Source organism: Patescibacteria group bacterium (assembly GCA_016784145.1).
In the GTDB taxonomy this organism is placed as follows: Bacteria; Patescibacteriota; Patescibacteriia; order UBA2591; family UBA6264; genus BS150m-G65.
Genome location: JADHVF010000001.1, coordinates 66,894 through 89,784 on the forward strand (window position 1 = coordinate 66,894; position 22,891 = coordinate 89,784).

At 29.3% G+C, this 22,891-nt stretch carries 24 protein-coding genes, 2 tRNA genes and 1 riboswitch; of the genes, 12 read left to right on the top strand and 14 right to left on the bottom strand.

The annotated features are described in order from the left end of the window. The first annotated feature begins 25 nt into the window (after window positions 1-25). On the top strand, window positions 26-691 hold the full coding sequence (locus ISS06_00340) for a class I SAM-dependent methyltransferase (protein ID MBL7053639.1): 666 nt from the start codon (window positions 26-28) through the stop codon (window positions 689-691). Window positions 692-700: 9 nt separating this feature from the next. Next, window positions 701-2,095, top strand: coding sequence for a phosphomannomutase/phosphoglucomutase (locus ISS06_00345; GenBank protein ID MBL7053640.1), 1,395 nt, complete (start codon window positions 701-703; stop codon window positions 2,093-2,095). Between the two features lie 34 nt (window positions 2,096-2,129). On the opposite strand, the gene trpS is transcribed toward ISS06_00345, so the two are convergent. Next, window positions 2,130-3,110 (bottom strand): tryptophan--tRNA ligase, encoded by a 981-nt coding sequence (gene trpS / locus ISS06_00350; GenBank protein MBL7053641.1) that lies wholly within the window; start codon window positions 3,108-3,110, stop codon window positions 2,130-2,132. A 77-nt stretch (window positions 3,111-3,187) separates the two neighbouring features. On the opposite strand from trpS, the gene ISS06_00355 reads away from it, so the two are divergent. The 4 genes from ISS06_00355 to amrB are packed head-to-tail and all read left to right on the top strand — an operon-like array spanning window position 3,188 to window position 6,777. Continuing rightward, window positions 3,188-3,811, top strand: coding sequence for a sulfite exporter TauE/SafE family protein (locus tag ISS06_00355; protein MBL7053642.1), 624 nt, complete (start codon window positions 3,188-3,190; stop codon window positions 3,809-3,811). Between the two features lie 9 nt (window positions 3,812-3,820). Continuing rightward, the gene (locus tag ISS06_00360; GenBank protein ID MBL7053643.1) at window positions 3,821-4,135 is read left to right on the top strand and encodes a hypothetical protein; all 315 of its coding nucleotides are present in this window, start codon (window positions 3,821-3,823) and stop codon (window positions 4,133-4,135) included. Next, window positions 4,132-5,238 (top strand): AmmeMemoRadiSam system radical SAM enzyme, encoded by a 1,107-nt coding sequence (gene amrS / locus ISS06_00365; GenBank protein MBL7053644.1) that lies wholly within the window; start codon window positions 4,132-4,134, stop codon window positions 5,236-5,238. The genes ISS06_00360 and amrS overlap by 4 nt, the downstream gene beginning before the upstream one ends. A 9-nt stretch (window positions 5,239-5,247) precedes the next feature. Then, window positions 5,248-6,777 (top strand): AmmeMemoRadiSam system protein B, encoded by a 1,530-nt coding sequence (gene amrB / locus ISS06_00370; protein ID MBL7053645.1) that lies wholly within the window; start codon window positions 5,248-5,250, stop codon window positions 6,775-6,777. Here the strand turns inward: amrB and ISS06_00375 are convergent. Beyond that, window positions 6,755-8,983 (bottom strand): hypothetical protein, encoded by a 2,229-nt coding sequence (locus tag ISS06_00375; GenBank protein ID MBL7053646.1) that lies wholly within the window; start codon window positions 8,981-8,983, stop codon window positions 6,755-6,757. The two genes, amrB and ISS06_00375, sit on opposite strands and share 23 nt — an antisense overlap. Window positions 8,984-9,037: 54 nt before the next feature. Between ISS06_00375 and ISS06_00380 the strand changes: the two genes are divergently transcribed. Further along, window positions 9,038-9,508 (top strand): hypothetical protein, encoded by a 471-nt coding sequence (locus ISS06_00380; GenBank protein ID MBL7053647.1) that lies wholly within the window; start codon window positions 9,038-9,040, stop codon window positions 9,506-9,508. A 62-nt stretch (window positions 9,509-9,570) separates the two neighbouring features. Here the strand turns inward: ISS06_00380 and ISS06_00385 are convergent, their stop codons facing one another. From ISS06_00385 to ISS06_00420, 8 genes are all read right to left on the bottom strand, one after another. After that, a complete protein-coding gene (locus ISS06_00385; protein ID MBL7053648.1) occupies window positions 9,571-10,101 on the bottom strand; it encodes a hypothetical protein in 531 nt (176 codons plus the stop codon). Then, on the bottom strand, window positions 10,086-10,628 hold the full coding sequence (locus ISS06_00390) for a sigma-70 family RNA polymerase sigma factor (GenBank protein MBL7053649.1): 543 nt from the start codon (window positions 10,626-10,628) through the stop codon (window positions 10,086-10,088). Before ISS06_00390 ends, ISS06_00385 begins: the two co-directional genes overlap by 16 nt. Window positions 10,629-10,713: 85 nt before the next feature. Then, window positions 10,714-11,163 carry a hypothetical protein gene (locus tag ISS06_00395; protein ID MBL7053650.1) on the bottom strand — a complete coding sequence of 150 codons (450 nt, stop codon included), beginning with the start codon at window positions 11,161-11,163 and terminating at the stop codon, window positions 10,714-10,716. Window positions 11,164-11,298: 135 nt separating this feature from the next. Beyond that, a tRNA-Leu gene (locus ISS06_00400) sits at window positions 11,299-11,382 on the bottom strand. 25 nt (window positions 11,383-11,407) lie between these two features. Next, a complete protein-coding gene (locus tag ISS06_00405; GenBank protein MBL7053651.1) occupies window positions 11,408-13,111 on the bottom strand; it encodes a peptide ABC transporter substrate-binding protein in 1,704 nt (567 codons plus the stop codon). Window positions 13,112-13,121: 10 nt separating this feature from the next. After that, entirely contained in the window at window positions 13,122-13,337 is a 216-nt protein-coding gene (gene secG / locus ISS06_00410; GenBank protein MBL7053652.1) for a preprotein translocase subunit SecG, read from the bottom strand. 15 nt (window positions 13,338-13,352) lie between these two features. After that, window positions 13,353-14,174, bottom strand: a complete 822-nt coding sequence (locus ISS06_00415) for a bifunctional 5,10-methylenetetrahydrofolate dehydrogenase/5,10-methenyltetrahydrofolate cyclohydrolase (GenBank protein MBL7053653.1) — start codon at window positions 14,172-14,174, stop codon at window positions 13,353-13,355. Window positions 14,175-14,176: 2 nt separating this feature from the next. Beyond that, the gene (locus ISS06_00420) at window positions 14,177-15,379 is read right to left on the bottom strand and encodes a serine hydroxymethyltransferase (protein ID MBL7053654.1); all 1,203 of its coding nucleotides are present in this window, start codon (window positions 15,377-15,379) and stop codon (window positions 14,177-14,179) included. A gap of 85 nt (window positions 15,380-15,464) precedes the next feature. On the opposite strand from ISS06_00420, the gene ISS06_00425 reads away from it, so the two are divergent. The 4 genes from ISS06_00425 to ISS06_00440 all read left to right on the top strand — a co-directional run bounded on the left by ISS06_00425 (window position 15,465) and on the right by ISS06_00440 (window position 17,664). Next, window positions 15,465-15,536: transfer RNA gene (locus ISS06_00425), tRNA-Glu, on the top strand. Between the two features lie 19 nt (window positions 15,537-15,555). Next, complete coding sequence (locus ISS06_00430; protein MBL7053655.1) at window positions 15,556-15,753, top strand: hypothetical protein; 198 nt, start codon at window positions 15,556-15,558, stop codon at window positions 15,751-15,753. A 150-nt stretch (window positions 15,754-15,903) separates the two neighbouring features. Continuing rightward, complete coding sequence (locus ISS06_00435; protein ID MBL7053656.1) at window positions 15,904-16,314, top strand: hypothetical protein; 411 nt, start codon at window positions 15,904-15,906, stop codon at window positions 16,312-16,314. A gap of 28 nt (window positions 16,315-16,342) precedes the next feature. Beyond that, a riboswitch (SAM riboswitch) is annotated at window positions 16,343-16,454 on the top strand. Between the two features lie 55 nt (window positions 16,455-16,509). After that, the gene (locus tag ISS06_00440) at window positions 16,510-17,664 is read left to right on the top strand and encodes a methionine adenosyltransferase (GenBank protein ID MBL7053657.1); all 1,155 of its coding nucleotides are present in this window, start codon (window positions 16,510-16,512) and stop codon (window positions 17,662-17,664) included. A gap of 51 nt (window positions 17,665-17,715) precedes the next feature. Here the strand turns inward: ISS06_00440 and ISS06_00445 are convergent, their stop codons facing one another. Continuing rightward, window positions 17,716-18,090, bottom strand: a complete 375-nt coding sequence (locus ISS06_00445) for a hypothetical protein (protein ID MBL7053658.1) — start codon at window positions 18,088-18,090, stop codon at window positions 17,716-17,718. Window positions 18,091-18,205: 115 nt separating this feature from the next. Between ISS06_00445 and ISS06_00450 the strand changes: the two genes are divergently transcribed. Next, window positions 18,206-18,469 (top strand): hypothetical protein, encoded by a 264-nt coding sequence (locus tag ISS06_00450; GenBank protein ID MBL7053659.1) that lies wholly within the window; start codon window positions 18,206-18,208, stop codon window positions 18,467-18,469. Between the two features lie 218 nt (window positions 18,470-18,687). Here ISS06_00450 and cadA read toward each other — a convergent pair whose 3' ends face one another. From cadA to ISS06_00465, 3 genes are all read right to left on the bottom strand, one after another. After that, a complete protein-coding gene (gene cadA, locus ISS06_00455; GenBank protein MBL7053660.1) occupies window positions 18,688-20,898 on the bottom strand; it encodes a cadmium-translocating P-type ATPase in 2,211 nt (736 codons plus the stop codon). 17 nt (window positions 20,899-20,915) lie between these two features. Then, window positions 20,916-22,412 (bottom strand): sulfite exporter TauE/SafE family protein, encoded by a 1,497-nt coding sequence (locus ISS06_00460; GenBank protein MBL7053661.1) that lies wholly within the window; start codon window positions 22,410-22,412, stop codon window positions 20,916-20,918. A 72-nt stretch (window positions 22,413-22,484) separates the two neighbouring features. Further along, the gene (locus ISS06_00465) at window positions 22,485-22,754 is read right to left on the bottom strand and encodes a hypothetical protein (GenBank protein ID MBL7053662.1); all 270 of its coding nucleotides are present in this window, start codon (window positions 22,752-22,754) and stop codon (window positions 22,485-22,487) included. Window positions 22,755-22,891 lie beyond the last annotated feature (137 nt).

The following is a 22,891-nucleotide window of genomic DNA, read 5'->3' on the forward strand; positions in this document are numbered from 1 at the left end:
AAAAAAAATGTTAGAATATAATATAATGAAACAAATAAAAGTTAGGCAGATTTTAGATAAAAGTAAACAAGCCTGGGAAGAAATAGCTGACGAATTTTCCAAATCAAGGGAAAATCTTTGGCCTGAATTATCTCCCTTAACAAAGTATGTGAAAGATAATAATTCTGTACTTGATTTAGGATGCGGGAATGGACGTGTTTATGATCTATTTAAACATAGAAATATAAAATATACTGGTATTGATAAATCAGCCAAATTGATTGCCAAGGCAAAACAAAGGATTCAAGCATCAAATGCTAATTTTATTGTTGGAGATGCGTTAAACATGCCATTTAAACAATCAAAGTTTGATGTTATTTTTAGCATTGCTTTTTTGCATCATATTCCAACTAAAAAATTACAATTAAAAACTCTAAATGATTGTTATAATATTCTTAAGCCAGGAGGAATTATGATTATAAGTGTGTGGAATTTTTGGCAAATTAATTTAATTAAAAAATATAAAATTTGGCAAATTTTTCTGGGCCAAAAAAACATCCTTATTCCTTTTACTTTAAAATCTAAAAAAATAATGCGTTATTATTATGTTTTTAGATTTAAAGAGTTTCAGACAAGAATAAAATCAGCTGGTTTTTTAATTTTTAATAAAAAGAAAAGTCATAATTTTACTATATTTGCTAAAAAGAAATAATTTAAATATATGCAAATTTCTGAAAAAATTTTTAAAGCATATGATATCCGCGGGATTTACCCTGATGAAATAAATGAGATTTCCTCTTATAAAATAGGTCTGGCTTTTATTAAATTTTTGAAATTAGTTACAAAAATAAGGAGAAGAAAATTAAAAATAATAGTGGGGAAAGATGCACGCTTTTCTTCTCCCGAGATTTTTAAATCTTTTGTTTCAGGAGCGCTAAGACACGGGGTTGATATAATTGATATTGGAACAGTGTCAACAGATGCTTTATATTTTGCCCTTAATTTTCTTGAGGCAGATGGTGCAGCCATGATTACAGCCAGTCATAACCCCCCAGAGTATAATGGGATCAAACTAGTGGCCAGGATTTCTTTTAACAAGAAAAAACCATATGCTAAATTTATATGTTCGGACTGGGGAATGGATAAGATAAAAGAATATGCCTTGGATGAAATTCCTTTAAAGGCAGATAAAGGAGGAGAACTTACTCATTATAATATTACTTCAAAATATTTAGACCATATTTTTTCTCTAATAGATATGGACGGGACAGAAGACATAAAAGCAGTAATTGATTGTTCTGGTGGGACGGGGTCAGTTCTTATGAAAGAATTAGCAAAAGAAATTTCAGCTGATTTGCTTTTTATATATTCTACCTTGGATAGTAAATTTTCAAATCATTTACCAAATCCATCTATAAAAGAAAATCTTGAAGATTTACAAAAAGAGGTGATAAAACAAAAGGCTAATTTTGGATTGATTTTTGATGGAGATGGAGATAGGGCTGTTTTTGTTGATGAAAATGGAGATATTATAGAGACAAGTATGATTATTTCCATGTTCTCAGAGTATTTTTTAAAGAAAAACCCAAAATCTACTATTGTATATAATCTTACCTGTTCAAAAGCAGTGCCAGTTATAATAAAGAAAAATAAAGGCAAGCCAGTAAAAACAAGAACAGGGCATGCGTTTATGAAAGATGCTGCTAGAGCCAATCAAGCGATTTTTGGTGGAGAAATATCAGGACATTTTTATTATCAAGATATTTTTTATGCAGAATCAGGAGGATACACGCTTTTATTGATGTTAAAAATTTTATCACAGAGTAAACAACCCTTGTCATCTATAATTAAAAAATATAAACATTATTATTGGATTGGAGAAAATAATTTTAAAGCTATAGATAAACAAGGAGTTATTAAATTGTTAGCAAAAAAATATAGGCATGGAAAAAAGACATGGTTGGATGGCCTGACAGTTGAATTTAAAACTTGGTGGTTTAATGTTAGAGAATCTCATACAGAACCTTTGCTTAGAGTTGTTGTTGAGGCAAAAACAAAAGATTTTGCTAAAAAGAAATTAGCAGCTATTTCAAAAATAATAAAAAACCAAAATTAATGGTTTTTCTTATTTTGAATATTGTTTGGGAATATTAAATTATTCCCATTTTTTTCTTAACTTCAAGTATTGTTTGAGTAGCAATTATTTGAGCTTGCTGAGCTCCTTTTTTTATAATTGCTTGAATCATAGCAGGATTTTGTTCTAATTGTTTTCTTTTGGCTTGAATTGGTTCTAATTCTTTCATTATATTTTTAAATAATATTTGCTTGCAATCAAGGCAACCGAATTTTGCTTTAGTACAAGCATCAACTACTTTGTTTAGTTCTTGTTTTGATGAAAAAATTTCATGAAAATTATAAATATTACATTTATTTGGATTGCCAGGGTCTTTGATTGTTTTTCTGGCTGGGTCTGTCATGGCTGAAGCTATTTTTTTCCAAATAGTTTCTTTTGAGTCAGTCATGGCAATATAAGTATTTTTGTCAAAAGATTTACTCATTTTTCTAGTAGGGTCAATTAAACTCATTATGCGACGGGATTTTGTTAATAATGGTTTTGGCTCAGGAAATGTTTTTCCAAATTTTTTATTAAACTTTCTAGCAATTTCTCTAGCTAATTCAATGTGTTGAACCTGGTCTTCTCCAACTGGTACAACTTCTGCCTTGTAAAGCAATATATCGGCTGTCATTAAAATAGGATAATTTAAAATACCAGCATTTACATCTTTGGGATATTTTATCATTTTTTCTTTAAATTGGGTCATTCTTTTTAAGCTGCCAATAGATGTAATAGAGTTTAAAAGCCAGGCTAATTCAGTATGTTCTTTGACATGAGACTGAACAAATATAATTGACTTTTGAGGGTCAATTCCACAGGAAACGAAATCAAGTACAGTATTAATCACTCGGGCTGGTAGCTTGTCAGGGTCATATGGAGATGTGATAGCATGATAGTCAACCACACAAAATAAGCTTTGGTATTTATCTTGCAACTTAGCCCAATTTTTAATTGCTCCTAAATAATTTCCAATATGGATTGTTCCAGATGGTTGAATGCCACTAAATAATTTCATAGTATTATTATACCATTTTTTATAATTTTTTCAACATAAAGGGTTTAAAAATATAGAGAATTTGTTATAATTTATAGATGCCAGAATCTTTTATCATAGCCCCTCTTTTATTAGGTCTTTCAACTGGAATATATTGTTTTGTTTATTGTATTCCTTTTATTGCTCCAGTAATGATTTCTGAGAAAAGAGGCAAACAACAAGACATTAAGACACTTACTCATTTTATTCTAGGTAGATTAATTGGCTATATTTTATTTGGGGCTGTGTTTGGTTATTTAGGGGAAAGTATTAATAATGATAATTTAAATATTATCTTGAATATTGCTCTTGTTTTAATGTCTTTGATTTTAATCTTACATGCTTTTGGTTTGTTAAGGTCAACTAAATCTTCGTTTTGTGCTAATATTAAAAAACATAATAAAAAATTCCCACTATTAATGGGTTTTTTTATGGGGATAAATGTTTGCCCGCCATTTTTAATGTCATTGGCTTACATTTTCACTCTTAATAGTGCTTTAAAAGGTATTATTTATTTTTTAATGTTTTTTGTTGGCACCACTCTTTATTTTATTCCTTTAGTGCTTTTAGGGTTGTTAAATAAAATGAAAGAGTTCCAACTTGTCGGCAAAATTTCAGGGCTAATAGTTGGTTGCTTGTTTTTGTTTTATGGAATATATAATATCATTTTACTAATAAATTAATAAAAAAATATGGATAGAAACAAAATTAATAGAATTTTATTTAAAATATCAAATTATGCAGGACCTTTGTTGGGAATTATTATGTTGATATATATTATATCGGGCTATGGCATAACCAAAGGGATTATGTCTCCCTTGTTAGCCAAATCCTTGCATAGCAGATTGTTGCCAATTCCTTTATTCATGGTAATTGGTTTGCATGCTTTTATTAAAATGAATTTTAATTTAAGAAAAAGAGTTAGTAAAGATATAATTGCAGATATTTGGACAATTATTTTATTTGGTCTATTTATGTTGGCTGGTCTTTATTTATACTTTTTATGATTAGGAAAATAGGAGCAATTTTATTTTTAATAATAATTATCTTTTTAGTTGGATTTTTGATTTATGGTTCTGAAAAAAATAAAGACCAAATTGATTTTTATCCAGCCAAATATTATCAAACATTAGGGAATAAAATTGTTCAATGTAATTTATGTCCTAGAAAATGTATTTTATCGCCAGGAGAAATAGGGGTTTGTAAGGCCCGAAAAAATGTTGATGGAGAATTAAAAACAATGGTTTATAACAAGGTGGCAGCAGCCCATGTTGATCCCATAGAGAAAAAACCACTTTATCATTTTTTGCCAGGCACAACAGCTTATTCTATTTCAACAGCTGGTTGTAATTTACAATGCAAGTTTTGTCAGAATTGGCAAATTGCTCAAGTTTTTCCATGGGAAGCAACCTCAATGGAGATGTCTCCGCAAGAGGTTGTTGATAATGCCTTGGCTAGTAATGCTAAGGCAATTGCTTATACTTATGGAGAGCCAACTATTTTTTATGAATACATGTATGATATTGCTAAATTGGCTCATAAAAATGGGCTTAAAAATGTGGTGATTAGTGCTGGATATATAAATCCAGAGCCATTGCAAGACCTTTTGGAATATATTGATGCTTACAAAATTGATTTTAAGGGATTTTCTCCTGATTTTTACAAAGAAATGACTTTAGGAGAATTAGAGCCAGTGTTAGAAACAATGAAAATTATAAAGCAATCAGGCACTTGGTTGGAAATTGTCAATTTAGTTATTCCAGGAGAAAACGATAATGATGAAAATTTGAAAAATTTAGCTTTATGGATAAAAGATAACTTAGGAGAAGATGTTCCGTTACATTTTCTTAGGTTCCATCCAGACTATAAATTGTTAAATGTTCCTCCAACTCCAATTAATACTCTAAAAAAAGCTAGACAAATAGCTTTAAACGCAGGACTAAATTATGTTTATACGGGCAATATTTATGACCCGGATGGCAGTATTACGTATTGTCCTGACTCAGGGGATGTAGCCATTAAAAGGCAAGGTTTTTTTCTTTTAGATAATAATTTAGATAAAAATGGCTATTGTTCGCCTGACTCGCAAGTGCCAGGAATTTGGCAATGATTTTATTATATGAAAAAGAAATATTTAAAAATTAGTTTTTGGTTTTTGTTAATAATAGTAATTTGTTTGCTTTGGTTATCTTGGCAGGTCAAAAAAAATCAACAATTATATTCATTACTCCCTATTGAACAAGCACAAGTAAAAATTATTAGAAGCCCGGCAGTGGCTGGAACTTTTTATCCTTCATCTCCATCTGTTTTGAAAAACACTATCAATCAATTTTTAGACAAAGTGCAAATAATAGAAACAGATAATCAAATAATGGGGTTAATATTGCCTCATGCGGGCTATCAATATTCGGGCCAGGTAGCTAGTTATGGAATTAAGCAATTAGCAGGGCAATCAATAGACACAATTATTTTAATTGGCAATAGTCATTATGATAGGTTTGACGGAATCTCTGTTTATGAACAAGGATATTATAAAACACCCTTGGGGGAAGTCAAGATAGATTCTGTTTTAGCGAGCAAGATTATCAATGCTAATAAGCGAATTTTTTTTAGAACTAAAGCGCATGAGCAAGAACATGGTTTGGAGGTTGAGTTACCTTTATTACAACAAGTATTAGATAATTTTAAGATTGTGCCGATTATGTTTGGAAATGGTAGCGATGATGATTATAAAATTTTAGCTGAAGCAATTGTTAAACACACGGCTAATAAAAATGTTTTATTAATTGCTAGTTCTGACTTATCTCATTATCCGTCCAGAAATCATGCGAGAATTGCTGACTTAAAAACAATTGATTCAATTTTAACTGGAGAGGTTGATCAATTTAAAAATACTATACTTAAATTAAAGCAAGAGGGGATTCCAAATGCCTCAACCTTTGCTTGTGGACAGGATGCTATAAAAACAGTGATGCAGGCATTGAAACAAATGAATGCAAATGAAATTAAATTATTTAATTATGCTAATTCAGGCGATGTTATAGAGACAGAGCAAAAAGTGGTTGGATATACTAGTATTGGTTTTTTTGGAGCCAGAAGAGGGGATTTATTGAATAAATTAGAAAAAGAAAAACTTTTACAGATTGCTAAACAAACAATAACATCGCATGTTTTAAATAAAAAAATTCCTGAATTCGAAATTAATTCAGGCAAATTAAAAGAAAATTTAGGAGCCTTTGTCACCATAAGAAAACAGGGGAGACTAAGAGGTTGTATTGGTAGGTTTTCTCCAACAACAGTTCCATTACATCAAGTTGTATCTGAAATGGCTATATCTGCCTCTTCAAATGATAGTAGATTTCCGCCAGTTCAACCAAATGAGTTAGCAGAGCTTGATTACGAGGTTTCTGTTTTAAGTAATTTGATAAAAATTGATGATTGGCAAGAAATTGAATTAGGTAAGCATGGTGTGCAAATCAGGCAGGGCATGAGAAGTGGCGTGTTTTTGCCACAAGTTGCTACTGATAACAATTGGGACATAAATAGGTTTATGGGTGAGTTATGTTCTCAAAAAGCAGGGCTGGCATATGATTGCTGGAAAAATAATAATGTTGAAATTTATGTTTTTACGGCCCAGGTTTTCGAATAGATAGAATTAAAATAAACCACAAATTTATTATTGATATAAATGCTAGGCTATTAATTATTCCGAAAATAGGAATTAAAATTAATGAAGGCAACAAACAGCCTAACATTGAGCCAATTAAATCAGCGCTATATATGGTGCCTGTTTTATTATCAAGGTTTGTTTGAGATAATAGAAAAATATTATTTGAAATTGGAAAGATGGCTGCTCCTATAAAACCAGTCATTAGCAAGATTATTAAAATAATAATTTCAGATAGAACATGACTTATATTTATTAACAAAGGCAAAATTCCTATAAGGATAATTGGAAATATTATTAAAATTAAGTGCATTTTAATTAAATCATTAAAATCTTTTTTTGATTGACCATAAAATATGCCTAGGGCCATACCAATAAAAAATACTGATATTAATAGAGAAATTCGGAGATAAATATGGCCAATAATTGATTGATACGTAAAAATAGTTATTATTTCTAAGGCCATCAAACAAAATCCGCCTATGATTATTGAAATTATAGGTAATTTTTTTAATAATTGTTGTTTTGACTTTGATAAATATAAAGATATTGTTAGTAATAACATGGCAAAGATTTCCCAAAAATATGAGGATAAGGTTTTTAATAATTTTGAGAAATTTAAATAAAAATGATCTAACCAGAATAAGTTTTGATAAAAATAGGCAATTGGTTTGAACATTTTATTTGTGGCTGCTTGTTTATTTTCATCAAACAATTCAATCATTTTGACTGAGCGAGGATTGGTCATGCGGTATTTAATATAATCTTTATTTATAAATTTAGTGTTAATGTTTCTTTGGCTAATTCTACTTGATAAAATTTTAGAACTGATGCCAGTATAAGGGTTTTTGTGTCCTAAAAATAAATTTGATTCATCTGCTAAAACAGATACTCTTGGAAAAACTTGTTTTAAAGTTTTGTATAAAGATGCATTAAGATTAGCTAGATTGCCAGTCATAGAGCTTAATGAAGAAGACATGTGAGTTGCTATTATGCCACTATTGGCTAGTTTTTTATGAGTTATTTGAATGAATTCTTGAGTATAAAATCGGTTAGTGTGAGCAGTCGAAGGATTAGGTATGTTTATGATAATAAAATCAAATTGTTCATTTGTTTTGTTTAAAAAATAAAAGGCATCTTTGTTAATAATTTTTACTTTATCATTTTTTAATGCTTGGCGAGCTTGTTTTGAAATATATTTTTTAAATATGTTTAATTTTTGTTTGTCTGGCTCTACGTAATAAACCTGGTCAGGATTATGCTTCAATGTTTCTTCAAGGGCTTGAGAAAGGTTATTGCCTATTAAAAGAATTTTTTTAGGAGATGAATGATGTAGCAATGATAAATGAATAAAACTTTCATAAAACAAGGCTTCCTTGTCTGAATAAATAAGCTTATTGTTTAAATAAAAATTATGTTGTGAGTCAATTTTTGTGACAGCAATGTTTCCATAATAAGAGTTGCTGGTGGCTAACAATTCTTGATTTTTGAACCTAAGAGATTGTGTGGCTGTGTTTAGTTGTTTCAAATATGGAGAAAATGAAAGAAAAATTAGTATTATTATTAAAATGCTTGTAAAAATTTTTATTAAAAAATAGGGTGGTTTTTTATGAACAAGCAAAAGTATCATGCTTAGATTTATTACAAGTAGAATCAAAGCAACAAAGAATTCATTAAATCTAATAAACCAAAAACTAAATAAAAAACCTCCAATTATAAAGCCGATTATTTCTAAAAAATAGGCTTTATTTATTTCTTTAATTTTATTTTGATTAAATAATTTAGAAATAATTTTACTGGCTATTGTCCACCATAATCCTAATGTAATACATAAAGGAGCTGGAATTATAAAGGCAAATACAAAAGAATGAATTAAGTTTGGAATTTCTCCTGCCAGTCCTAGATATAATTTTACAATTCTAATTAAAAATATTTCCAGTAAAAATAACCACCCTATCCAAAAATGGATTTTGACAAGGGAATATAAGTCTTGTTTAGATTTGTTTAAATATTTTTTGAAAAAACCACTGCCAAAAGCAATCCATCCTAACCAAGCAGCTAAAATTATGCCAATAAAAAATTCATTGCCATAAAAAGTGGAAATCGCTTCCCTTATAATAATTGATTGAGTTATAATAGAACTAATCCCCAGTACAAAAATAGATGTTAAAGCATTTTTCTTCCTCATAAATATATTATAACATATATATACAGATAATTTCTAGTTTGTTATGCTTTTAATATGAAAATCCTACTTGTTTTTTATTCTAGAACTAAAACAACAGCCAAGCTTGCTAAAGTAATGGCAGGCAAAATTGATTGTGATTCAGAGGAGATTATTGACACATTTGATAGACAAGGAGCAAGAGGTTATTTGATTTCAGGCAAACAAACAATTCAGAAAAAATTAACATTACTTGAACCAATTAAAAATAAACCAGATTCATATGATTTAGTGATAATTGGCACTCCTGTTTGGGTTTTTACAATGTCAGTTCCAATCAGAACTTATATAAATAATTATTATAAGCAGTTTAAGCAAGTAGCTTTTTTTTGCACGCAAGGAAGCAAGGGGCATGAGAAAACATTTAAACACATGGAAGAGCTATGTAAGCAAAAGCCGATAGCTGTGATTGATTTTACAACTAAGCAGATTATAAATCACGAGTATTCTATTAAATTAAAAAAATTTATTCAAGCAATAAAAACTTAGTAAATTGTTAATTAAAAAATACTAGCAATTAATTGCCAGTATTTTTATTTTTGAAAGATTGATTATTGATTGACTTGTCTATTACGGAACATTCTTTGATGATTTTCATATTCTGGCATCACCTGAAATTTATACCTATTCATCATGCCGCCATTATATCTTTGATAAAATTGTCTCATTGGGCGATGTTTAATCCAGAAAACATCAAGACCAGAATAATTTATTAACCAACCAGCTAATAAAATAGCCAAAATAAAACTAGTTGATATCAAAACAAAATTTTTCTTATATGAAAAATCAAATTTTTTTAAAAGCCAGACACTAATTCCAATACCGATAATAGCTAAGCCAAGTGCCCACCAAGGGAAACTTGCTAATAGTTGTTGGTAATGAAATTCTTTCATTCGGCCATGTGTCCGCCAGGAAAATGTTACTAAACTTATTGAAAATATTGTTAAAATAGCAACTCCAGTTAAACCAGTAATCATGGTTAGTGAATTTAAAACAAATTGCCATTTTGGTTTTATTTTAATTTTCTTTTTTTTAATTAAAGACATTACATTTTGTTGTATTTTGTCTATTTTTTTTGACATATTTTTTTCATTAAAATTTTAGCTCGCTTAATTCTTGTCCCGACTGTATTAACTGGCACTCTCAAAATATCACTAATTTCTGAATATGATTTTTCTTCTATAAAAAATAAAGTTAATGGTTCGGAATATAAAAGAGGGATTTGAGATAAGCAATTGTGTATCATTGCTTGTATTTCTTTTTTAGTAAATTCCATTTCAATATCTTCTTCGCTTTTAAAATCCATCTTGTCTGTTATTGGTAGTTCGTATTTATTTTTTTTAATAGCATTAATTGCTTCGTTATGAACAATTCTATATATCCATGAAGAAAATTTTTTCTTTATATTAAAATTATTTAAGTTAATAAATGCTTTAATGAAAGAATTTTGTACAATATCAGCAGCATCATCATTGTCATTGATTAGGTAATTAGAATATCTAATAAGTTTATTTTGATATCTGTTTATTATCTGACTATAAGCTTCTTCGTCTTTTGTACGGACATATTCTATTATTTGTTCGTCTGTCATTTTTTTTAATTCTTTCATTCTTTTGATTTTTATTTAAAAAGTTTAAATACACAAAACTCCAATTTTTTTGGAGTCTTGTGCCTTAATTAAACCATGGAATTTTTTAATTGTTCAAGGTTTTGTATCCGTGCTCAATATTCATGTGTTCAAAATTACATTCGTCCTCGCATGATTCATGATCGTGTCTTCCTTGGTCATATCCTCGGTGCATTCCTCGTCCAACTCCTAATCCTAATTCGGCTCGTATTTCATTAGCCCCTTCAATGTCTCCTTGTTCTCTAAGATTATGCATGTCTGCGAAAAGGTGAAAATTTTCTTCATTGACAATATCTTTTACTATTCCTTTGCCTGTCATTAACTCGAGCCAGGCATTATAATCGTTATTAGCGAATGCTTCTTCCATTGCTTTGTGTCTGTCAGGAGTACAGTCAGACCCCCTAAGAGCACTATCGCTATAATATGATGCAGAACTAAAGCTAGTTGTTGTCAATCCTACCACAATACCCATTAAGGCAAAAGCAGAAATAGAAATTAGAATTTTTTTAGTACTCATATTATTTTTATATTTATTTATTAATAATTATCGACCTTTCTGATTATTATACAATAGAAAGATCGTTTTTATTTCATTTTAATAATTTATAATTTTAGATTTATTTGTAAGCATATGGTTTCAAAAAATATATAATGCCAGAGGAGGGACTCGAACCCACAAGCCCGTAAAGGCATACGGCTCTGAACCGTACGTGTTTACCAATTTCACCACTCTGGCTATATATTAGTTATTGATTATTATTTTATTTAATGACTCTTTTTGTTTGAATATACCATTTTTCAATTTCAATAAATCGGTCTTTTGAAAACCTTAGATTGCCCGTTTGTATATCTTTTATTCTATGGTCAACTGCATAAGTGTAAGTAGGATTATAAAGAAATATAGTTGGGGCATTTAATGAGATTATTGTTTGAAATTCATTATAATATTCTTGCTTTTTATTTTTATCCTTAGTTATATTTGCCTTTTCAAGTAATTCGTCAATTCTTCGGTTGCTAAATCCAGACAAATTAAGTCCAGGAGAATTTGATTGAGAGGAGTGCCAAAAAGCATAAGGATTAGTCTTAAAATTTTCTAAAATTCCAAAAATTAAACAATCAAAATCCCTGGCAGTAATTATTTCTCTTGTTTGTTCAGGAGAAAGAATGGTTAACTTTGTTTTAATCCCATTGTTTTCCCATGTTTTTTGTATTATTTCGGCTGTCAGGCGGTGTTCAAAAGTATTGATAGTTTTTATGTCTATTTTTAAAATTTCATTATTTTTTTGCCAGAAGCCTTGTTCATTAATTTTCCATCCATTTTGTTGCAGTTCTTGTTCTGCTAATCCTTGATTATGAGGATATTTTGTTATACTTGAATTAAAATAATCAGAGCTTGGTAATATTGGTCCGTTAATAATAATTCCATTATTATTAAAAACCTCTTCGGCTATTTTTTCTTTTGGCGTTAGATATGATAATGCCTTTCTAATTGTTTTTTCTTTTAATATTGAGTCATCTCTGTTGTTCAAAAACATGGCACTATAATATGGTAAATTGAATTGATGATAATTTATGTTTTTATTTTGTTCTATTTCTCCTTTCATTTCTCTGGCTAGATATCCTAGTCCATTTATTTGTTTATTATTTATTGCTTGTTCGGCAATTTCAAAGCTTGGAAAAAATTTGAAAATTATTTTTTCTAAATATGCTGGCTGGTTATAATAATTATCATTTCTTGTAAATTCATATGACTTTATGTTCTCGTGTGTATCTTTGGTCAAAGATGAAAATTTAAATAAGCCACTGCCAACAGGTTTTATATTAAACTCTGTCTGACCGAAGTTTTCAGCTGGTATTTGTTCCCAGATATGTTTGGGGAGAATTTTAAAAGTTAGATATTCTTCAAAATCAAGTAATTCTTGTTCAGACGAAAATTCTACACAATTTTCGTTTATTATTGATATTTTTACATTTTTAAATATTCTAGCTAAAGGATTTTGTGGGACAGATTGTTTTATGAAATTAAAAGTAAAGATAACATCATCAACAGTCAGTTTTTTGTTGTCGTGCCACAAAATGTCATTTTTTAGACAGGTTGTGTATTTTTTCTTGTCAAAATTTATGTATAATTCTTTGGCCAAATCATTAATTGGTTCCAATTTTTTATTATATTTTAAAAGTCCTGAGAAAATTAATTTTGATAAAGATAAATCAACCTCATTATTTGATAGAATTGGATTAATTATATTTGGTTGGCCAACAATTCCTTCTATATATGTACCACCGCTGACTGATTTTACTTCTGATTTAATAAAATAAACTCTAGCAATAAGAAAAAAAAGAGATATAAATCCAATTATTGATAATAAAAGAATAATCTCTTTTTCTTTGGTTGTTAAAAATTTGTTCAAATATTTAATTTTTTTTAATACAGGTAGTTTAAATTTAAAATACTTGGCAAGCATTTTAATAAAATTAAATAATTAAACGAACAATTCCTAAAACAAGAAATGAAACAGATAATACAATTGTTGTTCTAAATATTATTTTTTCAGCTCCTCTCTTGGTGTGATATACTTCGCCACCACCACCCATTAAACTAGATAATCCGCCTCCACGTGATTGCAAAAGTACTCCAACTATAAGGAGAAAAGAAACAATAATTTGTGTTATGCTTAATATTTTTTCCATGATATATAAATTTTATCACTTTTTAAAATTTTGTAAACTCTTTGAAGATGAAATTAGTAAATTTTTAAATAAATAAGCAATAGTTAATGGACCAACTCCGCCAGGAACGGGGGACAAATAAAGATTGCTTGTTTTCTCACTTGTATCAACATCCCCAAATATTTTTTGCTGTCTTCTAGTAAATCCAACATCAATGATAATAGAGTTGTTTTTTAACATGGCTGGTTTTATTATTTTAGGAATACCAAGTGCACTTACTAATATATCTATTTTTTTGAAATCTTTAGTAAGTTGTTTTATGTTGTGAGTTAAGCTTTTGTAAAGAGATTGAGCTTGTTTTTCTTCAAATAACTTTACCAAGGGTCGGACAAAAATAGGGTTTTTAGACAAAATAACAAACTTCTTATTTTTAACTGACTTGTTAGTAGATTTAATTAATTCAATAATTGCTTGATGAACTGGTGATACAAATTTTGTTTTGGAATGAAAGCCATCAATGTCTTTGAAAGGAGAAATTTTAGCAACAATTTTTGAGGCATTTAATTTTTTGGGCAAAGGCATTTGAACTATAATTCCATGAATTGCTTTGTCTTTATTTAATTGTTCAATTAATTTTAATATTTTTATTTGAGTTACATCATATGAAAAAGAAATTTTTTTAAAATTAACATTTATTCGTTTAGCAAATTTTTCTTTTAATTTTGTATAAATAATTGATGAAGGATTTTTACCAATTAAAATCACAGCCAAGCCAGGTCGAAGATTATTTTTAGCAATCTTTTTTTTTAGATTTGTTTCAATTTTGTTAGCCAGTTTTTGGCCATCTAATATTTTCATATTTATTTAGTTAATTTGCTAACTCTTTTTTTGACTTCTTTTAAAATTTTTTTATTATCAATATTATAAATAACCTTAGCAATTAATTTTCCAATAATTTTCATTTCTTTTTCCCTAAAGCCCATGGTTGTTAGGGCAGGAGTGCCTAACCGGATGCCAGTAGGATTAAAAGGATTTTGCTTGTCATAAGGAATTATATTTTTATTGACATAAATGTTTGTTTTTTCTAGGGCAAGTTCTGCTTGCTGACCAGTTATATTTGTGTTTATTAAATTAATTAAAATTAAATGATTATCAGTGTTATTTGAAATTAAATTTAATCCCTGTCTTTTCAGCTCTTGTGCTAATGCTTTGGCATTTTTAACAACTTGCTTGGCATATTTTTTAAAATTAGGTTGACTGGCTTCTTTTAGGGCTACAGCAATACCAGCCATGGTGTTATTATGAGGACCTCCTTGCATGCCTGGAAAAATCATTTTATCTATTTTTGCAGCATATTTATGCTTGCACATAATTATTGCTCCTCTGGGGCCTCTTAATGTTTTGTGGGTGGTAGTTGTAATAATATCTGTATATGGAGCAGGGGATGGGTGACATTGTCCAATGATCAATCCAGCAATATGCGAGATGTCTGCCATTGAAATTGCTCCTATTTTTTTGGCTATTTGATGAAAGCGTTTGAATTTTATAATCCTAGGATAAGCAGTTGCTCCTGAAATAATTATTTTTGGTTTGTGCTTGATTGCTAATCTTTCTACTTCATCATAATTAATTAAATGGGTCTTGGGATCAACATTGTATTGGATGAAATCAAATATTTTGCCAGATAAATTAACCTTATGACCGTGAGTTAAATGCCCGCCACCAGATAAACTCATGCCCATAATTTTATCACCTGGTTTTAATAGGGCAAAATAAACGGCCAGATTAGCTGGCGAACCAGAATAGGGTTGGACATTGGCATGTTGGACATTGAATATTGCTTTTGCTCGTTCAATGGCAACTTGCTCGATTTTATCAATAAATTGATTGCCAGTGTAATATCTTTTTTGAGGATATCCTTCAGAATATTTATTGCTTAAAATAGAGCCAATTGTTTTTAATACATTGTTAGAAACAAAATTTTCAGAAGCAATTAAAACCAGTCCATTTGTTTGGCGTTGTTTTTCTTGTTTAATCAATTTTTGTATTTTTAAATCAGCCATTTGTTTAATAATAAAATAAAAGTAGGGTTTTGTCAATTTTAGATAATCTTTACTTTTATTGAATTTTTTGCTATTGTAAATATATGGCCCTGTCGTCTAATGGTCAGGACGCATGATTCTCAATCATGTAACAGGGGTTCGACTCCCCTCAGGGCTACTTAAAAATTAATAATTTTATGGAAAACAAAAAAAAGGCCTCTATTTCAGAAAAGCAGAATAAAAAAAAGAAAATTAAAATCAAGGATTTTTTTGATAATAATCCTACATTATGGAAAGTTGTTTGGGAATTTTATTGGAGAATGGTTGTTATAGGCATTTGTCTTGGTATGGTTGTAATGATTGTATTTTCTGTTTTAGGGATGTTATTTAATTAATTAAAAAGTAAACATAAATTTAAAAAGAGAAAAATTTTATCGTGGATTATTTTTTGAGAGTGCTATTTATTACATTTTTCTTGGTATTATTTTTTTAGTTTATAAATAAATTCATAAAAATAAGCATAATAAATAATTGATATAAATATTATGAATTTTGAAAAAATAGGGCAACCAGATGGAAACCAAGAGAAAAAAAAAGAAGAAAAGAATAAAAAAAGATTTTTTAAAGATCTTGTTAATAAAATGATGCCAGAAAAAGGGATTGATGTTAATATAGAAGAATTGCCAAATGTTGTTGGCCTAGAAATTGATAAATTAAGAAAGCATTATAATAAAGCTAATGAAAATGGCCTAATTCATTTAAGAGACATAAAAAAATTTGATTCAAGTGATGACAGGATTGTTAAGTATAAGATATGGGTGCACATTGATAAGCATGATGATCATGGAAAGGGATATATAGGAAGTGAACACAAGACTTATGAGGCAGAAGTGAAAGATGGTGTTCTTGTAAGATTTAATCAAGTATCCTCATTTTTTAGAGGGTCTAACTGGTAAAAAATTTATTTAGTACAATTGAATAATTAAATTATTAAGAAAGCAGGGTAGGGAACTGACCCAATGATCCTGCTAGCAACCCTTAAAATAATTTTTTAAGAAGGTGCTAATTTCAGCCCTAAAATAGGGGAAGATAAAGGTCTATTATTTGTTTATCTCTTTCCTCTAGGAAAGAGCTTTTTAAATTAAAAACATATGAAAAAATATTTAACATCAGAGTCTGTAACAGAAGGACATCCAGATAAATTAGCAGATCAAATATCAGATGCTATTTTGGATGTTTATCTGAGAAAAGATTTTAAGTCACGAGTTGCTTGCGAAACATTAATAACAAAAGATAATATTATTGTGGCTGGCGAAATTACTTCTAGTGCACAAGTAGATATTGAACAAATCGTTAAAAAAGTTGTTAATAATGTTGGCTATAATAATCCTGATTATGGTTTTGATATTAATAATTGTGAGATTAGGGTATTTATTCAAAAGCAATCTCCAGATATTTCTCAGGGAGTTAATGCAATTAAATTAACAGCCATTGGGGCAGGTGATCAAGGATTAATGTATGGCTATGCAACTAACGAAACAGATGAATACATGCCCCTGCCAATTGTTTTAGCGCATAAACTTACCAAACAATTAATGCTTATTAGAAAGAGTAAAAAATTGGCTTATTTAAGACCTGATGGAAAAAGTCAGGTAACAGTAGAATACAAGAATAATAAACCAAGCAAAATAAATAATATTGTCGTGGCAGCACAGCATAATCCTAAGATTGACATAAATCAATTAAGGGCAGATATTATTAAAAATGTCATTCAACCAGTTATTCCTCAAAAAATGTTTACTTCTAATATTAAATATTTTATTAATACCACGGGCCGTTTTGTATTTGGTGGTCCAGCAGCAGACACTGGTTTAACAGGACGAAAAATTATTATTGATACATATGGAGGAGCAGGTAGACATGGTGGGGGATGTTTTTCCGGAAAAGATCCAAGCAAGGTTGATAGAAGTGCTAGCTATGGAGCGCGTTGGGTGGCTAAAAACATAGTAGCCGCGGGGTTGGCAGATAAAATTGAAATACAGTTGGCCTATTCTATTGGTAAAGCTCAACCATTATCAATTAACATAGATACTTTTAATACTGCCAAGCTAGCAGATGAAAAAATTATTAAAATAATAAACAAAGTATTTGATTTAAGACCAGGTATGTTAATTAAAGAACTTGATTTATTAAGGCCAATTTATCAGCCAACGGCTAAATACGGACATTTTGGCAGGGATGATTTGGATTTGCCATGGGAAAAGTTAAACAAGCTAAATTCAATTAATTCCTTATTAAGTAGATGAAATAAAAAGAAAAGCCCTGTTTTTTAACAGGGCTTTTTGATGAGAGATTTATTAGCAAAGAATCACCTTATCAATCCTTTTAATATCTTGATCAGGAATTTTGTGTAGGTTTTTTATTTCCTTCCAAATACAGACCTGGACATGCTTGTTAGTGGTAATATTATAGTGGTTATCTTTCATTGCTAGAACTTTTTCTGGTACATTTTTAAGTGCTTCAGAAATTAATAATAGTTCTTTCTTATTCAGGTCTTCAAAGATACCATCTTCTGTTATTAAAAGGATGCACTTTAGGGCTAGATTATTATCTGGGTGTCTTGAAAAATAAGTGATTATTTTTTTCATAAATCTCTTTTTTTCATTGATTAACTCTATTAGCCCTTTAATTTTTAGGGCCATTTCTAGAGAGTGAATCCCTGGAGTTTCCATAATCATCTCCTTTTTTATTTTGATGTACTATGCATTAAGATATCATTTTTTAGTGTTTTTGTCAAGATATTACAAAGTCCTTGCTTTTTTTAGTATTTTTGCTATTATTATGAATATGAAGAAAATATTTGAAAATTTTGACAGAGAAAGTATTCCTGAAAAATTAACAGACAAAGAGGCAATGGAGATTGTTAATAATATTCATGACAATAGATTGACTCTAGACAAAAATCATTCAGAATATTTTAATATTTTAATTAATGACAAGACAAATAGAAGCGCAAAAATTCTCAAAAGAAAATTTGTTTTACTAGAAAATAAAGATATAGTAAAAATAGAGGACTATTTAAGACAAGTATTAAGTGAAATTGATAAATAATTCTTTGTGAAAGAGAGGCCATGACAATCAATTTATTGAGACAAGGCCTATTAGCAAGATGATTAAAGAAAAAAGCCCTGTTTTTTAACAGGGCTTTTTGTTATTGTGATGTCATTAAAATGGATTACGCGCTTGTTTTTTTGTTTTTTTTACTTTTTAGATTTTAATGAATTGGTCAATGTTAATAAAATTTATTTTAATATATATATTGTCAATGTTTATTTAATTAATGGTTTATATCTTTTCATTAGCAAGGCGTTAGAAATAACGCTAACAGAAGAAAAAGCCATGGCTCCAGCTGCAATACTAGGGGATAGCAGTGATTGAGTCATAGAGTAAAAAGCTCCAGCAGCAACTGGAATACTAATTGTATTATAAAAAAATGCCCAAAAAAGATTTTGTTTTATTTTTTTAAGGGTATATTTACTTAAATCAATGGCTGTTACAACATCTCGCAAATCGTCTTTAATTAATACTATTTCTCCTGTTTCCACGGCAATGTCACTGCCAGATCCAAGTGCAATACCAATGTCAGCCTGGGCTAAAGCAGGAGCATCATTAATACCATCCCCGACCATGCACACCTTGTATCCTTGTTTTTGTAGTTTGGCTATTTCAGCTGCTTTATCTGAAGGCAGGACATCTGCTAAAACTTTATCCATGCCAAGCTGTTTAGCAATTGCTTGCCCAACCATAATATTATCTCCTGTAATAATGCCTGTTTTTTTGTTTAATTTATGAAGTTTAGCAATTGCTAATTGAGAATATTCTTTTAATGTATCGGCAATAGCGATAATTCCATGGATTTTTTTATCAACACTTAATATTACACAGGTTTTTCCGCTTGCTTCTAAGTTTTGTAGTTTTTTTTCAATCAAATCAATATTAATTTGATTTTCTTTTATTAGAGCTGGTTTACCCAATAATATTGTTTGATTATTTATATCTGCCTTTATTCCTTTTCCTAAAATTGCTTGAAAGTTTTTAGCTTCAAGTAAATTTATTTGCTTCTCTTTAGCTTTGTTAATGATTGCTTGTGCTAAAGGATGTTCTGAATACTTTTCAATTGAAGCTGCTAATTGTAGTATGGTTTGTTCATTTGTGTTTTGGGTTATTTTAATTATATCAGTGACAGTTGGTTCTCCTTTTGTTAATGTGCCTGTTTTGTCAAAAATTATAAAATCAACATTTTTGGCTTTTTCTAGTGCCTGACTGCTTTTAATTAAAATGCCATATTTGGCTGCTAATCCAGTTCCAACCATTATGGCGGTTGGAGTGGCTAACCCTAAAGCGCAGGGGCAGGCAATGATAAGAACAGCCACAAAAGCTGTTAAGGCAAAAGCAAATGATTTACCTAATAATAACCAGGTTGTTAACGCTATGATGGCTATAAAAATAACAGCTGGCACAAAATAAAGAGCAGTTTTATCAGCCAAAAGTTGAATTGGCGGTTTAGACCCCATGGCTTTCTCTACGGTTTCAATAATTTGAGATAACATAGTATCTTTTCCAATTTTAGTTGCTTTAAATTTTAAAAAACCTGTTTTGTTGATGGTTCCTCCAATAACTTGCTCATTAATATTTTTTTCAACTGGAATACTTTCTCCGGTAATCATTTTTTCATCAACGCTTGAATAGCCATCAATAATAATTCCATCAACTGGAATTTTTGCTCCTGGCTTAATTAAAATAATATCATTTACTTTTACTTCTGATACGTCTATTTTTACTTCTTGATTGTCTTTTAAAATTATTGCCTGCTTTGGCTGAAGCCCAATTAATTTTTTAATTGCTTGGCTAGTTTTTCCCTTTGTAATGGCTTCAAGATATTTTCCTAAATTAATAAAAATTAAAATAAAGACAGCGCTTTCATAATATAAATCTTGTATGATGGTTTTATAGCCAAATATCAATGATAAAGAAATTGCTAAACTATAAACATAAGCAGATAGGGTTCCAATAAAAACCAATGAATCCATATTTGGTTTGAGTTGTAATAAATTTTTAATTCCATTTGTCCATATTTTAATAGAAAATCCAATAACAACAGAGGCAAAAATAAATTCGATTATATGAGTATTTGTTTCTATAAAATAGGGGATTGGCAGACCAATCATTTTCCCCATAGACATATAAACAACAGGTAGCCCAAATATAAAGCTAAAAATAAGGCGTTTTTTTAGAGAGGAGGAATAATCATTGGTGTTTACTTCCTCTTTTGACTGAATTTTATATCCTAGGTTATTAATAATTTTAGTTATTTGTTTGAGGTTGATTTTATTGATATCAAAATCTAAATAAGCCTTTTCATTGGCAAAATTTACATTAATTGAATTTACTCCCTCTGTTTTTTTTAGTTTATTTTCAATAATTGTTGAACAAGAAGCGCAATGCATGCCTTTTATTTTTAATATTTCTTTTTTTTCCATAATTTTATTTTTTTTAATTAATATGCCCTAATTATAGAACCACAACCACAACTTGGGATGCCACAATCTCCGCCACATGAGCCACTGCTTCCAGTAGTGCCTCCACAACTTCCTTCAGGTAAATTAAGTGATTCTTTGTAGATAGTTTCTCTTGACGGTTGTTTGTTTTCATCAGTGACAATAAATTTGCCCCAAACCATTTGCATCCAGCAAGAAAACTTAATTTCACCAACTTTGGTTGGTGTAAATTCAATAATATTTTTACCTTGTTTTAATTTTTTTCTTATATTATATCCATCATGCAGAATGATTTCATCAGTGCATCTGGTCATTTCTTTTGCAGTAATAATCCATCTAACAGGAACGCCTTTTTTAATATATATAACATTTGGATCATATCCTCTGTATTTAATTGCCATATTAACTGTTTGATATTCCTTAACATCGCCAGTTACTATAAACTCTGTTTGGGCACTTGATTCTCGTGGCACAAATTCCCTAAAGCCATATCCAAAATTAGTCAAACCTCTGTTAATCATAAATAATCCAAGTATTATCACTACAATTCCTGATATTTTCATTACTTGTTTAATTTTATCTTTACTAATTAAAGAAATAAAATTACCAAAACCAAACATTAATGGCACTGTTCCTAATGCATATATTCCCATTGAAAGAGCTCCTCTGACAATGCTCCCAGATGCTAGGGCATATATTTGCATTGCTTGCAATGGTCCACAAGGCATAAGGCCATTAAGTAAACCAATGATAAAAGGTCCCTTTGGTTTTCTAGTATGTCTTTGTGAGTAAAGAAATTTTCCCATAAAAGATGGCATTTTAAGTTTGATTTTTTCAAACCAGGACATACTGGTAATAAAAGATAATCCCATTAAAATCATAAAAATACCAGCTATTAAGATAACACTGCCTGTAAAAGTAGGGTTGATGGCAAAAAATGATCCCAATCCACCTAAAATTCCGCCAACCATTGTATAAGATATTGTTCTTCCAAGATTGTATTGAATATGGGGCCAAGAAGCTTTTGTTTGTTTATCTCCCTTGGCATGATGTCTGGCCGTATAAGCAACTACTAATCCTCCACACATACCAACACAATGAAAGCTAACCAAGATGCCAATTAAAAAAATAAGCCAATAACTTATTTTGGCTTCATTTAATTTAGCTAGTAATTCAAGTGCACCAGAATTTTTAATTAAAACATAAACAATGATTAGTAAAATAAATAATCCAGAAGCAATTAACATCTTCTTCTTTTTATTTACTTGTGCTTTTGTTTTTTTAATCTTTTCAACCTTATATTTTAATTTTTCAATTTTAGCAAAAATTTTTCGTTGAGATATTTGGTTGTCATCAAATTCTATTTCAGTTTTTCCAGTAACATGGTCAACTGTAATATCTTTAACTCCTTTTAAAATATCAACTTCTGTTTCAATCAATGTCTTGCAACTTTGACAATGAGTTCCTTTGATTTTGATTTTGATTTTTTTAAGCATGTTTTTTTTATTATTTTATTATTTATTATTTTATTTTTGAGAGGCTCAGCCTCTGAGGAGTTTCAAGCAAAACTATTTGCAAGTGTTGTTTTTATTATTACAAGTTTTTGTTTGTTTAAATTTAATATATGAATAAATTGCCAATATCAAAAAAATTATTGATATGATTATAAGTAATTTATTATAAGATACTAACCAGGCACTAAAAGAAGCAATTCCAAGAAAAGATAAAATAGCTGCTCCTGTTAAGGTACAACACCACCCCAGTAGGCCGATGATGCCTAATCCGCCTGTAAGAAAAGAGATTATAGATAAAAAAATTGTTTTTAATTTATTGTTCATTTTAATTATTGATTTATTAAATCACACTCTCCTTTAATAATTTGACAAGATGAATTAGTATTATTAATTAAAGTTTTTCTAATAAAAATACTAGTTAAAACTATTAAAAAAACTATAATAAATTTTTTCATATATTT